The sequence below is a fragment of the Kitasatospora sp. NPDC004723 genome, from assembly GCF_040609255.1.
Lineage (GTDB): Bacteria > Actinomycetota > Actinomycetes > Streptomycetales > Streptomycetaceae > Kitasatospora.
This window is the reverse complement of the sequence record NZ_JBEXJT010000003.1, coordinates 220,321-233,529: the sequence shown is the minus strand read 5'-3', so window position 1 is coordinate 233,529 and position 13,209 is coordinate 220,321. Positions and strand designations below refer to the sequence as shown.

Genomic DNA, 13,209 nt, shown 5'->3' with positions numbered 1-13,209 from the left:
AGTCGAGGAGCGCACGTGGGCCTTGTCGTGCAGAAGTACGGCGGCTCATCCGTTGCGGATGCCGAGGGCATCAAGCGCGTGGCCCGTCGAATCGTTGACGCCAAGAAGGCCGGCCATGAGGTCGTCGTCGTGGTGTCCGCGATGGGCGACACGACGGACGAGCTCATCGAACTCGCGGAGCAGGTGTCACCTCTCCCCGCCGGCCGCGAGTTCGACATGCTGCTGACCGCTGGAGAGCGCATCTCCATGGCGCTGCTGGCCATGGCGATCAAATCCCTGGGCCACGAGGCGCAGTCGTTCACAGGAAGCCAGGCCGGCGTCATCACCGACTCCGTCCACAACAAGGCGCGCATCATCGACGTGACGCCGGGCCGCATCCGCACCGCCCTCGACCAGGGCAACATCGCGATCGTGGCCGGTTTCCAGGGCGTGTCGCAGACCAGCAAGGACATCACCACGCTCGGTCGCGGCGGCTCGGACACCACCGCCGTCGCCCTCGCCGCCGCCCTCAAGGCGGAGGTCTGCGAGATCTACACCGACGTGGACGGCGTGTTCACCGCCGACCCGCGCGTGGTGAAGAAGGCCCGCAAGATCGACTGGATCGCGTACGAGGACATGCTGGAGCTGGCCTCGTCCGGATCCAAGGTGCTGCTCGACCGCTGCGTGGAGTACGCGCGCCGCTACAACATCCCGATTCACGTACGCTCGTCCTTCTCGGGCCTCCCCGGGACGATCGTCAGCAACGACAACCCGAACCAGCCCGAAGGGGGCGAGATGGAGCAGGCCATCATCTCCGGAGTCGCCCATGACACGTCCGAGGCGAAGGTCACGGTCGTCGGCGTTCCCGACAAGCCGGGCGAGGCGGCCCGCATCTTCCGCGCCATCGCCGACGCCGAGATCAACATCGACATGGTGGTGCAGAACGTCTCGGCGGCGTCGACCGGCCTGACCGACATCTCCTTCACCCTGCCGAAGACCGAGGGCCAGAAGGCCATCGACGCGCTCGACCGGGTCAGGGAGGGCATCGGTTACGAGTCGCTCCGTTACGACGACGCGATCGGCAAGATCTCGCTGGTCGGCGCGGGCATGCGCTCCAACCCGGGGGTCACCGCGACCTTCTTCGAGGCGCTCTCCGCGGCCGGCGTCAACATCGAGCTGATCTCCACCTCGGAGATCCGCATCTCGGTGGTCACCCGCGCCGAGGACGTCAACGCGGCCGTCCAAGCCGTCCACAGCGCCTTCGGGCTGGACAGCGAGACGGACGAGGCCGTCGTCTACGGGGGCACCGGGCGATGACCCGGCGGCCGAACCTCGCCGTCGTCGGCGCCACCGGCGCGGTCGGCGAGGTGCTCCTCGGCCTGCTCTCCCTCCGCCAGGACATCTGGGGCGAGATCCGTCTCGTCGCCTCCCCGCGCTCGGCCGGCCGCAAGGCGGTCGTGCGCGGGGAGCCCGTGGAGGTGCTCCCGCTGCGCGAGGAGGCCTTCGACGGGATCGACGTCGCGCTGTTCGACGTCCCCGAGGAGATCGCCGCCCGCTGGGCGCCGATCGCGGCCGCCAAGGGCGTCGTGGTGGTCGACAACTCCGGCGCGTTCCGGCTGGACGACGCCGTTCCGCTGGTGGTGCCCGAGGTCAACGCGGCGGCTGCCCGGATGCGCTCGCGCGGCATCGTGGCGAGCCCCGACTCCACCACCCTGACCATGATCGCGGCGATCGGCGCGCTGCACGCCGAGTACGGCCTCGAGTCGCTGGTCGTCGCCTCCTACCAGGCCGCCTCCGGGCTCGGCCGGGCCGGCGCGGACGCGCTGCGCACCCAGCTCGCCCAAGTGGCCGGCACCGACGTCGGCGAGCAGACCGGCGACCTGCGCGCGGTGATCGCCGACCACGGGCCGTTCGCCGCCCCGCTGGCGCTCAACGCGGTGCCCTGGACCGGGGTGCTGACGGACGGCGGCTGGTCGTCCGAGGAGCGCACGGTCCGCGACGAGTCCCGCAAGATCCTCGCGCTGCCCCGGCTGAAGGTCTCCGCCACCTGCGTGCGGATCCCGGTGGTGCGCACCCACGCGCTCGCCGTGCACGCGGTGTTCGAGCGCGAGGTCACCCAGGAGCACGCCCGGGAACTCCTGGCGGAGGCGCCCGGGGTGGTGCTCTACGACGACCCGGCGGCGGGCGAGTTCCCCACGCCGAACGACGCCGTCGGCACGGACCCGGTGTGGGTGGGTCGGCTGCGGCGGGCGCTGGACGACCCGAACGCGCTGGACCTCTTCCTCTGCGGGGACAACCTGCGCCGGGGCGCGGCGCTGAACGCGCTCCAGATCGCGGAGCTGGTGGCCGCCGAGAGCGGCGACGCGGCTCCGGACGCCGACCCGGCCTGGGACACCGACCCGGTCTGACCGGGCTCGGCCCGGGACACCGACCCGGTGCGACCAGGCCCGGTGCGACCAGGCCCGGTGCGGACGGTGCCGGGGCTCTGCGCGGGATGTTCGCCGACTGCGCCAGGAATCCTCGCCGAATCCCCTGGAGGCCTCTTCCGTCCATGCGGAAGAATGTCCGCCGGGCTGGGCAACCATGACAGGGGATCGAGTGTCCAACGGGCGTGGCGAACGTGATGGTGGGGGCAGGGACGGGCATCTCGGCGAGAGCCGCAGTGTCGTTCCCGTCGCGTGTCCAGTGGCCTGCGGACAGGCCGGAAGATAGCCAGATGACGGCAGTCGCACCCGGCGCCGCGGACTCCGGCGCCGGTAGCACCGGCACCGCCGCCGGGACCAGCGAGGATCTGCTCACCGAGACCTATCAGGCGCACTACCGCTCTCTGCTGAGACTGGCCGCGCTGCTCCTCGACGACCTGTCGAGCTGCGAGGACGTCGTCCAGGAGGCGTTCATCCGGGTGCACGCGGCCCGGCGGCGGGTGCGCGAACCCGAGAAGACGCTGGCCTACCTGCGGCAGACCGTGGTCAACCTGTCCCGCTCGACGCTGCGGCGCAGGATCCTCGGACTGCGGTTGCTGCAGAAGCCGATGCCTGACATGGCCAGTGCAGAGGAAGGCGCCTACGATGCGCTGGAGCGTGACCAGTTGAAGGTCGCGCTGCGGGGTCTGCAACGCCGTCAGCGGGAGGTTCTGGTGCTGCGCTACTTCGTGGACATGACGGAGGCGCAGGTGGCGGAGACCCTGGGCATCTCGCTCGGTTCGGTGAAGGCGTACGGCTCACGAGGGCTGGCCGCGCTGCGGGTCCAGATGGAGGCCGGGCATGGCTGAGAACGACGGTACGGGCACGGGCGGGGGTGCCGCGTTCGGCGGTGGCGCCGCCTTCGGCGGGGAGGAGCCCCGCGAGCGCGAGGAGCGGCTGGTCCGGGAGCTGATGCAGCGGGCCGTGGCCGAGGTGGAGCCCGCACCCGGCGGCCTGCAGCACATCCGGCGGGCGGTGCCGCGTCGGCGGGCCGTCCGGCGCGGGGCCTGGACGGGCGCCGCCGCGGTGGTGGCCGCCGCCTCCTTCCTGATGCCGGCCCTGCACACCGCGGACCACCTCGGCCTGTCCGGCGGTCCCGGCTCGCCCGGCGCCGCGAGCGGGAGCGCCTCCGCCACCGTCACGGGCACCGTCCCCGGCGGCGCCACCGGCACGCCCGGACCGCCGCCGGCCGCCGACCTCGGGCTGCCGGTCGTACCGGGCGTCCCGTCCGGCACCGTCGGCGGCTCACCGAGCGCCGGCCCGAGCACCACCCGTCCCGCGCCCGGTACGGTCTCCCCGGCCACCTCCGCCACCACCGGCGGGAGCGACGCCCCGGCGCCGGCGCTGTGCACGCGCTCCGACCTCGGGCAGGGCGCCACGCAGCTGGGCGCAGCGGACGCCGAAGGGCGGATCTACGGCTCCTTCACCGTGACCAACGTCTCCGGGCGCAGCTGCCAGCTGGGCGGGCCCGGCTCGGTCACCGTCACCGGCGTCGCGACGCCGGACAGCGGCCGTGTCCGGATCGCCTTCCACACCGCCGGCGACCCGGCCACCGACCTGCCCGCGCCCGGGCCCTCGTCCGGCCCCGCGTCCGGGAAGGACGCGGGGAGCGACGGCCTCGTCCTCGTACCCCGGGCCGGGTACCGGGTGGACTTCGCCTGGATCCCGGACCCGGCGGGCTGTTCGACGCCGGGCGGGACGTCCTCGCCGAGCGCCTCCACCGGGTCCGGGCAGCCGGGCACGTCGGGCGGCGGTACGTCCGGTGGCGGTACCTCCGGTGGCGGTACCTCGGGCGGCGGGACCTCGGGCGGTGGGACCTCGGGCGGTGGCACGTCCGGGGGCGGTACCCCGGGCGGCGGTACGACGGGGGGCGGCGGGCCCGTTCCCGGCGGTACCGCGAGCACCGGGCCGGGGGCGGGCCCGGGCGCGGTGCCGGGTGCGAACGGCGGCGGCGGTTCCGGCGGGACCGGCGGTGACACGGACGGCTCGGGTGGCCCGGGCGGCTCGGGTGGTTCGGCCGGGGGCACGGCCTCCGGCGGCGGCTCGGCGGGCACCGGAGGCGCCGGGGCCGGCGGGGTCCAGACGAGCGGACCGAATACCTCGGCAGGCGGCACCAGCGGGGTGCCCGGGGTGGTCCCGGCGTCCGATCCCACCGCGGAGCCGACCACGGCACCGCGGTCGAGCGCGACGACGGCGGGCACGCCCACCGGGGCGCCGAGCCCGTCGGCCACCCCGACGGCCGGCCCGAGCAGGCCCTCGACGAGCGTGACCCTGGCGTACACCCCGGCGCCGGGCAACCCGGCCGCCGCGACCGCCGTCCTGCCCGGCGCCTGCGCGGGGACGGTGTACCGGACGCTGCCGCAGCCGGTGCCGGCCGACGCCCCGGCCGGCGCGCCCCGTACCTCCCCGTCGGCGGGGTGACCCGCCGCCTGCCGGTGGGCAGGGTGAGCAGGAAGTCGGACCCGCCGACTTCCCGCTCCGGCGGTGGTGTTCGGTGTGTTCGGCGCGTTCGGAGCGGGTGGCGCAGGTGGACCGGTCCGCATGTTTTTCGGGGGTCCGGGGGCCCTGGGGGCGGGCGGGGTGTGAGGAGTGGTTACCGTGGGGGGTGTGTACCGGTTCCTCCTCACCCCGCGCTGGCTGAGCGGCACCGCGCTGGCCGTCGCGGCCGTCGCGGTGTGCGTCTGGCTCGGCTCCTGGCAGCTCGGCCGGTTCGAGGACCGGGTCTCCTCGCACCAGGAGATCAGCCGGGCGGTGGCCGACGGCGGCGCCCCCCGGCCGCTCGACGACGTGCTCGCCGCCGACCGTCCGCAGGTCACCACCGACACCGTCGGCCGCGCCGTGACGGTCACCGGAACCTTCGAGCAGGAGCACCAACTGCTCGTCCCCAACCGCGTGCTGGACGGCAAGCAGGGCTACTACGTGCTCACCCCGCTGCGTACCGCCGACGGCCGGACCGCCGCGGTCGTCCGCGGCTGGGCGGCCGGTGAACCCCCGGCCGGGGCGACCGTGCCCGCGCCGGCCGGTGAGGTGACCGTGACCGGCCGCCTCCAGGCGGGTGAGACCAGCGGCAGCGGCGGCGCCGTCGCCGGCGGCCTCCCGGACGGGCAGCTCGGCACGATCAACCGGGCAGCGCTCGTCAACAAGCTCGCCCTGGACGGCTGGTACGACGGCTGGGTGTCCACCGACACCGCGCCGGAAGGGTTCACCCCCGTGCCGACCGTGCAGCCTCAGGGCGGTGACGGGCTCTCCCTGCGCGCGTTCCAGAACCTCGGCTACACGCTGGAGTGGTTCGTCTTCGGCGGCTTCGTGGTGTTCATGTGGTTCCGCCTGGTGCGCCGCGAGGCGGAGGCGGAGCAGGACCGGGCCCTCGGGCTGGACCCGGTCCTGGACTGACACCGGACGGTCGGTCGTCCGGTCGTCCGGTCGTCCGGCCCTCCGGTCAGCGGGTCGGCTTCGCCGGCGGAACGGCCGGAACGGCCGGCTTGGTCGGGACAGCCGGTACCGTCGGCGTCAGCGTCGGCGCCGTGGGCGACGGTGAGACGGTCGGCGGCGGGTTGTCGCACCGGCGGGCGCTGTTGTTGCCGTTGTTGTCGTCCGAGTCGTAGGTGTCGGTGTGGTGGCGCGTCTTGCGGCCGCTCTTCGAGCCCTTGGACCCCTTGGACCCCTTCGAGCCCGACTTGGCGAGCACCACCACGCCGCCGTCCTCCCCGGCCCAGGCCCCGGCCCGGGCCCCCTCGACCGTGGTGGTGCGGAACGCCGCACTCACCACGGTCGAGGTGGCCGTCGGCGACGGGGACCACGACGGCGACGGCGAGGCGGGCGGCGGACAGGCCGCGCTCCCGCCGCCACCACCGCCGTCCCGGCCCGAGCAGCCGGTGAGCACCAGCACCCCGGCCACCCCCGCCCCCATGATCGTCAGCAGGCGCCTCACCCCGTACCCCCCGTTCCCGCGTCCCTTACGGCTGCGCGTCCGCCCGATTCTCGCCCACCGCCGCACCACCGAGGTGCCGGCGGACGAAGTCGATCTCCAGCCGCAGCTGCTTGATCCGCTCGTCCACGACCAGCGACCCGTGCCCGGCCTCGTACCGGTACACCTCGTGCGGCTTGCCGAGCTGCTCCAGCCTCTCGACGTAGTTGTCGATCTGCTGGATCGGGCAGCGCGGGTCGTTCACCCCGGCGCTGATGTACACCGGCACCCGCACCCGCTCGACGTACGTCAGCGGCGAGGACGCCGTCCAGCGCTCGGGCACCTCCTCCGGCGTGCCGCCGAACAGCGTGCGGTCGATCGCCTTCAGCGCCTCCATCTCGTCGTCGTACGCCGTCAGGTAGTCCGCGACCGGCACGGCGGCGACGCCGAGGCTCCACAGCTCCGGCTGCGTCCCGAGGCCGAGCAGCGTGAGGTAGCCGCCCCAGGAGCCGCCGGACAGCACCAGCCGCTCCGGATCGGCCAGCCCGCTCGCCACCGCCCACTCGCGCACGGCGGCGATGTCCTCCAGCTCGATCAGCCCGACCCGCTCGCGCAGCGCGTCCGTCCAGGCCTGGCCGTAGCCGGTGGAACCGCGGTAGTTGACCCGGACCACCGCGAAGCCGTGGTCCAGCCAGGCGGCCGGTCCGGCGGCGAAGGAGTCGCTGTCGTGGTGGGTCGGGCCGCCGTGGACCTCGAACACGGTCGGGAACGGTCCCTCGCCCGCCCCGGCGCCGGCCGGTCGCTGGACCAGCGCGTGCACCCGCCCGCCGGGCCCGTCCACCCAGACGTCCTCGACCGGCACCGAGCCGGGCGGGACGGCGCCGGGGGCGCGCAGCACCACGGTGCCGGCGGTGGACCGCACGGCCGACGGCTCGGCGGCGGAGGACCAGAGGAACTCCACGGTGCCGTCCGGGCGCGGGGTGGCGCCGCCGACGGTGCCGCGCGGGGTGTCCAGCCGGGTGAGCACGCCCTCGTCCAGCGCGTACGAGAACAGCTCGCTGCGCGCCTCGTACTCGTGCTCGATCAGCAGCGTGCGGGCGTCGGGCCGCCACTGGGCGGAGAGGTCGCCGGGCAGCTCGCGGCCCTGCTCGTCGCGCAGCCGCAGCGCCGTCTCGGTGCCGGTCGCGACGTCCCAGATGATCGGCTCCCAGCGGCCGGTGCGCTGGTGGGCGACCAGCAGCCGGGTGTCGCCGTCGAGCGGCGCGAAGCCCAGGCAGGCCACCCCGTGCGGCTCGTCGTGGCCGGTGACCTCGTCCAGTTCGGCCACGGTCGTGACGTCGGCGCCCTCGGCGGGCAGCCGGACGACCCGGATCGCGCCGTGCATGGCGTCGCCGTGCTCGGTGTGGTCGATGGCCAGCAGGGTGCCGTCGTGGCTGAGGTCGCCGACGCCGCCGTACTCGGCGTGCCGGTAGATCTCGACGGCCTGCGCCGCGCCGGGGCGGCGCAGGTGCAGGGTGGTGCCGCCGTCGTCGGTGGAGCGGCCGACCACCACGGTGCCGTCCCGGCCCAGGGCCAGGCCCGCCTCGTAGGACGGGGCGAGGCCGGGGACGGCCTCCTCGTCGGGACCGTCGGCGCCCTCGGGGCGGCCGGCGAAGGGCTGGCGGCGCCAGATGCCGAACTCGTCGCCGTCGCTGTCGTCGAACCACCAGATCCACTCGCCGTCGGGGGACAGCTCGGCGTCGGTGGTGCCGTTGGGGCGGTCGGTGACCCGCCGGTGGGTGTCGGTGGCGCGGTCCCAGGCGTAGACCTCGTAGGTGCCGCTGGCGTTGGACACGTACAGTGCCCGCTCCGGGGCGTCCTCCGCCCAGTCCGGCAGGGAGACCCGTGCCGCCCTGAACCGCTGCTCCCACGCCGGTACGGCGCTCTTCTCCTCGCTCATCCACCCATCCAACCCGATCGGGGGGAGGAAACGGAACGGGAGGGCGGCAGGGAAAGCGGCAGGGAGAGGGGACGCTCCGCGAGGCGCCCCCCTCCCCCCGGTGCCCAGTGGCTCACCCCGTGCGGCGCGGCAGCAGCTGGACCAGGCCCGCGAGCAGCACCTCCAGCACCGCCAGCGCCGCGAGGCTGCGCCCGAACGCGGTGGCCGGGTCGGCGGCGGCGTAGTACAGGATGCCGATCAGCGCGACCCCGAGCGCCCCCGCCACCTGCTGGACGGTGGCCACCAGGCCCGCCGCCGAGCCGGCCAGCCGCGGTTCGACGACCGCCAGCACCGCGGACGTCACCGGGGCGATCACCAGGCCCATCCCGAGCCCGTCCACGAACAGGCCGGGCGCCAGCCACCAGACGCTGCCGGTGGTGCCCGTGGCGTGCACCGCGAGGCCGAGCAGGCCCAGCCCGGCGGCCATCAGCAGCCCGCCGAGCGCGATCGTCTGCCGGCCCAGCCGGGCGGTGACGCGGTGCACGGCGGTGGAGGTCACCAGGTAGCCGAGGCCGATCGCAGTGAAGACCAGGCCCGCGCCGAGCGCGTCCAGGCCGTGGCCCGGCTGGAGGTAGAGGGCGAGCACCAGGAAGAACGACCCCTGGCCGAGCGAGAAGGCCAGCTGCGCGAGCAGACCGGTGGTGAACGCGCGGCCGGCGAACAGCCGGGTGTCGAGCAGCGGTGAGCGGCCCGCCAGGCCGCCGCGGTGCTGGTGGACGGCGAAGAGCGCGAGCAGGGCGATCGAGGCGCCCAGGCAGAGCCAGGTCCACAGCGGCCAGCCGGCCCCGGGGCCCTGGATCAGCGGCAGCACCAGGCCGGTCAGCGCGACGGTGACCAGCGCGACGCCCACCGGGTCCAGGCCCGGCCGGTGCGGGGCGCGCGACTCGGGCAGGCAGCGCCGCACCAGCGCGAGGGCGGCCAGGCCGACCGGCAGGTTGAGCAGGAAGCAGCTGCGCCAGTCCAGGCCGAACAGGTCGGCGCGGATCAGCACGCCGCCGATCAGCTGGCCGAAGACGGCGCCGATCCCCATGGTCAGCCCGTACATCGAGAACGCCCGGGCCTGTGCCGCACCGCTGTACGCCGTCCGCAGGATCGCCAGCACCTGCGGACTCATCAGCGCCGCGGCCAGCCCCTGGGCCACCCGGGCGGCGACCAGCGCGCCCGCGGTCGGCGCCAGGCCGCAGGCCGCCGAGGCCAGGGTGAACAGGGCCAGGCCGAGCTCGAACAGCCGGCGCCGGCCGTAGCGGTCGCCGAGCCGGCCGGCGGTGATCAGTCCGACGGCGAGGGCGAGGCCGAAGCCGGCGACCACCCACTGGACGGCGGCCGGTCCGGCCCGCAGATCGGTCTGCAGGGAGGGGATGGCGACGTTGACGACGAAGACGTCGAGGGCGGTCATGAAGGTCGCGGTCAGGAGGACCGGCAGCAGACCGCGCGGGGCGGCGACGGCCGAGGTCGCGTGGGCGGTCGGACGGGCGGTGAGCGTCCTGGACAACTCTTCGTCTCCTGTGGCGTGTTGGGGGAACGGCGGGGGTGGGCACCGGGGCGCCCGCCCCCGCCGGTCGAAGGGGCGGTGTCGACCTCAGGCGCCCGGGACGCGGTCGAGGAAGCCGTACACCGAGGCGATCCGGCCCGCCGCGTCGGCGACCAGCACGTCGAAGCCGATGACCAGCGGCTCCTCGCCGGCCGGGCCGAGGTTCCACGTGAAACGTGCGATGTCGTGGTGGGCGTCGACCGGGCCCAGGGTGAACACCAGGCCGGGGAACTGCGCCTGGGCGGCGCCGATCAGCGCGTCGACGCCCTCGCGGCCGGAAACGGCGGCCAGCGGGTCGGTGTAGCTGCCGTCCTCGGCCCAGGCCTCGTCGACCAGCTTCCGGCGGGCGGCCGGGTCGGTCTCGTTCCAGGCGGCGAGGTAGCGGGCGGCGAGCTGGCGGAGGTCGGTCGGCTGGGTGGCGGTCATGGTCTTCTCCCCTGTCCGGTAGGGCTGTTGGCGGGTCGTTCCCGCTGGTCAAGACGGTACGGACGGCGGGCAGCGGGCGAATCCGTCACGGATAGGTAGCGGTGTACGTACGCCGCCGCCAGTAGGGTCGGGCGTATCGGGAGGGAGACCGGGGTGCTGTACGGACGGGAACGGGAGCGGGCCGCCGTCGACGCGCTGCTCGACGGGGCGCGGGGCGGCCGCAGCGGGGTGCTGGTACTGCGCGGTGAGCCGGGGATCGGCAAGACGGCGCTGCTGGAACACGCGGTGGCGACGGCGGGGGACGGCGTCCGGGTGATCAGGGCGGCCGGCGTCGAGTACGAGGCCGAACTCGCCTTCGCCGGTCTCAGCCAGCTGCTGGCACCGGGGCTCGACCGGCTGGAGGCCCTGCCCGGGCCGCAACGCCGGTCGCTGGAGGGCGCGTTCGGTCTCGGGGAGACGACCGGCGGCGCGGACCGGCTGCTCGCCGGGCTGGCCACGCTCGGGCTGCTGGCGGAACTCGCCCTCGACCAGCCGCTGTTGTGCGTCGTCGACGATGTGCAGTGGCTGGACCCGCCCTCGCTGGACGCACTGCTGATCGCGGCCCGCCGGCTCCAGGCGGAGGGCGTCGCGCTGCTGCTCGCCGCCCGGGACGCGGGGGCCGGGGCCGAGGTGCTGCCGCTCGCCGGGCTCCCGGAGCTGCGGCTGACCGGGCTCGCCGAGACGGACGCCGTCCGGCTGCTCGCCGACCGCGCGGGTGGGGCGCTGCCCGAACCGGCCCGCCGGCGCCTGCTCGCCGAGGCGGCGGGCAACCCCCTGGCGCTCGTCGAACTCCCTTGGGCGGAGGCGGACTGCGCGTCCGGAGGGCTGGCGCTCACCAGCCGGCTGCTGATGGCCTTCCACGGCCAGGTGACCGGACTGCCGGCGGCCACCCAGACGCTGCTCCTGGTCGCCGCGGCCGAGGAGAACGGCGAACTGGACGTCGTGCTGGCCGCCGCCGCCGAGCTCGGGGTGGACGCCGGGGCGCTCGCTCCCGCCGAACGGGTCCGGCTGATCACCGTCAGCGCCGAGCGCAGGCTCGTCTTCCGGCATCCGCTGCTGCGTGCCGCGGTCCTCCAACGGACGCCCCTGCAAAAACGGTTGGCCGTTCACCGGGCGATCGGCGAGGTCCTGGAGGACGGCGACCGGCGCACCTGGCACCTCGCGCTGGCCGCCACCGCGCCCGACGCCGACCTCGCCGATGCCCTGGAGCTCACCGCCCGACGCGCCGAGGCGCGCGGTGCGCACGGCGGCGCGGCGGCCGCCTACGAGCGCGCCGCCGGGCTCACCCCGGACCGCGACGGCGCCACTCGCCGGCTGGTGCTAGCCGCCGAAGCAGCCACCGAGGAGGGGAAGTTGGCGCAGGCGGAGGCGCTGGCCGACCGGGCCGGGGCGCGCACCGACAGCGTCTTCGCGCACGCCCTGCTGGATCAGGTCCGGGCGGTCGCGCACTTCTGGCGTGGCGCCTACCCGGCGGCGTACCGGCTGCTGCTGGACGCCGCCGCCACCGACATCGAGCCCGCGTACGCGGCACGGATGCTGCTCCAGGCCTTCCACGCCGCCTGGTACGTCGGCGAGGAGCCGGTGGCCACCGTGCTCGACCGGCTGGCCGCCCTCCCGCTCGGCCCTGACGAACCGCTCGCCCCGCTGGCCCTGGACCTGCCGGCCGCCGTACTGCCGGCCCTGGGACGCCCCGCCGCCGGACCCGTGCCCGACGTGCGGACGACCGCCGAGGCGGCGCGGAAGGCGGGGGCGGAGAGCCCGGTCGACCTGGTGCAGCTGTGCGGTGCGGCGCTCGTCCTCGGACGCGACCACGAGACGCTGGAGCTGGCCGCCGATCTGATCGCCGAAGCCCGGGCCAAGGGGAGGGTGGGGGTGCTGCCCACGCTCCAGTTCTTCCTGGCCGAGGCCGAGTTGTTCCACGGGCGGCACCGCGATGCGGAGGTCACGGCAGCGGAGGGGTACGCGCTCGCCCGGGACACCGGTCAGCACCAGTGGACCAGCCAACTCGCCGGAATGCTGGCGTGTTTGGCGGCACTGGGCGGCGCCGACGAGCGGTGCGCGGAGCTGGCCGCCGACGCCCTTGTCTCCGGCTCGTCCGCGTCCGCCGCCGGTGAGCCCTGGGCGCAGTGGGCGCTCGCCCTGCTGGACCTCGGGCGCGGCCGCGCGGCGGCTGCCGCAGACCGGCTGCACACGCTCACCACCGGGCCCTACCGGCACCACATCGGCGCGACCCGGGCGGTGGCCGACCTCGTCGAGGCGGCGGTCCGGCTGGGCTCGCCGGAGCGGGCGGCGGAGCCCTACGAGCGCTTCGCCCGCTGGGCGGCCGCGGCGAGGGCGCCGTGGGCGGAGGCGGTACGGCTGCGCTGCCAGGCACTGCTGGGGCCGGACGAGTTGGCCGAGTCCGCGTACCGCTCGGCGCTGGACCTGCACGAAGGCACGCAGCGCCCGTTCGAGCAGGCACGGACGGCGCTGCTGTACGGCGAGTGGCTACGGCGCGAGCGGCGGCGGACGGACGCCAGGCCGCACCTGAGCGCGGCGCTGGAGACCTTCGAACGGCTGGGCGCGGCGCCGTGGGCGGAGCGCGCCCGTGCCGAGCTGACCGCCACCGGCACGGCGGCGGCCCCGGCCGCTCCGGCGGGGGCGCTCACGGTGCTCACCCCGCAGGAGTTGCAGATCGCCCGGCTGGCGGCGCAGGGGCTCACCAACCGGGACATCGCGGCGCAGCTCTTCCTCAGCCCGAGGACGGTGGGGCACCACCTGTACAAGGCGTACCCGAAGCTGGGGATCGCCTCGCGGACGGAGCTGGTGGCGCTGTTCTGAGGGGACGGGGACGGATTACGCTCGGCTGTGGGTCAAAGCCCTGTGTCAAGACGACCGTTGGAAGGAG

Annotated in this window: 10 protein-coding genes; 6 read left to right on the top strand and 4 right to left on the bottom strand. The window is 75.2% G+C overall.

Going from position 1 to position 13,209, the window contains the following annotated elements:
• Nucleotides 1-15 precede the first annotated feature (15 nt).
• The 5 genes from ABZW10_RS05755 to ABZW10_RS05735 all read left to right on the top strand — a co-directional run bounded on the left by ABZW10_RS05755 (nucleotide 16) and on the right by ABZW10_RS05735 (nucleotide 5,834).
• On the top strand, nucleotides 16-1,296 hold the full coding sequence (locus ABZW10_RS05755; protein WP_355360474.1) for an aspartate kinase: 1,281 nt from the start codon (nucleotides 16-18) through the stop codon (nucleotides 1,294-1,296).
• Nucleotides 1,293-2,387, top strand: coding sequence for an aspartate-semialdehyde dehydrogenase (locus ABZW10_RS05750; RefSeq protein WP_355360471.1), 1,095 nt, complete (start codon nucleotides 1,293-1,295; stop codon nucleotides 2,385-2,387). The genes ABZW10_RS05755 and ABZW10_RS05750 overlap by 4 nt, the downstream gene beginning before the upstream one ends.
• A gap of 308 nt (nucleotides 2,388-2,695) precedes the next feature.
• Entirely contained in the window at nucleotides 2,696-3,250 is a 555-nt protein-coding gene (locus ABZW10_RS05745; protein WP_355360468.1) for a SigE family RNA polymerase sigma factor, read from the top strand.
• Nucleotides 3,243-4,862, top strand: a complete 1,620-nt coding sequence (locus ABZW10_RS05740; RefSeq protein WP_355360465.1) for a hypothetical protein — start codon at nucleotides 3,243-3,245, stop codon at nucleotides 4,860-4,862. Before ABZW10_RS05745 ends, ABZW10_RS05740 begins: the two co-directional genes overlap by 8 nt.
• A gap of 186 nt (nucleotides 4,863-5,048) precedes the next feature.
• Nucleotides 5,049-5,834 carry an SURF1 family protein gene (locus ABZW10_RS05735; protein WP_355360462.1) on the top strand — a complete coding sequence of 262 codons (786 nt, stop codon included), beginning with the start codon at nucleotides 5,049-5,051 and terminating at the stop codon, nucleotides 5,832-5,834.
• Between the two features lie 46 nt (nucleotides 5,835-5,880).
• Here ABZW10_RS05735 and ABZW10_RS05730 read toward each other — a convergent pair whose 3' ends face one another.
• From ABZW10_RS05730 to ABZW10_RS05715, 4 genes are all read right to left on the bottom strand, one after another.
• Nucleotides 5,881-6,372: a hypothetical protein gene (locus ABZW10_RS05730; RefSeq protein WP_355360459.1), complete on the bottom strand. Its 492-nt coding sequence runs from the start codon at nucleotides 6,370-6,372 to the stop codon at nucleotides 5,881-5,883.
• A 25-nt stretch (nucleotides 6,373-6,397) separates the two neighbouring features.
• Nucleotides 6,398-8,287: a prolyl oligopeptidase family serine peptidase gene (locus tag ABZW10_RS05725; protein ID WP_355360456.1), complete on the bottom strand. Its 1,890-nt coding sequence runs from the start codon at nucleotides 8,285-8,287 to the stop codon at nucleotides 6,398-6,400.
• A 112-nt stretch (nucleotides 8,288-8,399) separates the two neighbouring features.
• Nucleotides 8,400-9,818 (bottom strand): MFS transporter, encoded by a 1,419-nt coding sequence (locus tag ABZW10_RS05720; RefSeq protein ID WP_355360453.1) that lies wholly within the window; start codon nucleotides 9,816-9,818, stop codon nucleotides 8,400-8,402.
• Nucleotides 9,819-9,905: 87 nt separating this feature from the next.
• The gene (locus tag ABZW10_RS05715) at nucleotides 9,906-10,283 is read right to left on the bottom strand and encodes a nuclear transport factor 2 family protein (protein WP_355360451.1); all 378 of its coding nucleotides are present in this window, start codon (nucleotides 10,281-10,283) and stop codon (nucleotides 9,906-9,908) included.
• A gap of 153 nt (nucleotides 10,284-10,436) precedes the next feature.
• On the opposite strand from ABZW10_RS05715, the gene ABZW10_RS05710 reads away from it, so the two are divergent.
• Nucleotides 10,437-13,142, top strand: coding sequence for an AAA family ATPase (locus tag ABZW10_RS05710; protein ID WP_355360448.1), 2,706 nt, complete (start codon nucleotides 10,437-10,439; stop codon nucleotides 13,140-13,142).
• The last annotated feature ends 67 nt before the right edge of the window (nucleotides 13,143-13,209 follow it).

Excerpts from the sequence above, each read along its gene's own strand:
- ABZW10_RS05745 (WP_355360468.1), top strand. The coding sequence starts at position 2,696 with ATGACGGCAGTCGCACCCGGCGCCGCGGACTCCGGCGCCGGTAGCACC.
- ABZW10_RS05750 (WP_355360471.1), top strand. The coding sequence starts at position 1,293 with ATGACCCGGCGGCCGAACCTCGCCGTCGTCGGCGCCACCGGCGCGGTC.
- ABZW10_RS05715 (WP_355360451.1), bottom strand. The coding sequence starts at position 10,283 with ATGACCGCCACCCAGCCGACCGACCTCCGCCAGCTCGCCGCCCGCTAC.
- ABZW10_RS05725 (WP_355360456.1), bottom strand. The coding sequence starts at position 8,287 with ATGAGCGAGGAGAAGAGCGCCGTACCGGCGTGGGAGCAGCGGTTCAGG.
- ABZW10_RS05740 (WP_355360465.1), top strand. The coding sequence starts at position 3,243 with ATGGCTGAGAACGACGGTACGGGCACGGGCGGGGGTGCCGCGTTCGGC.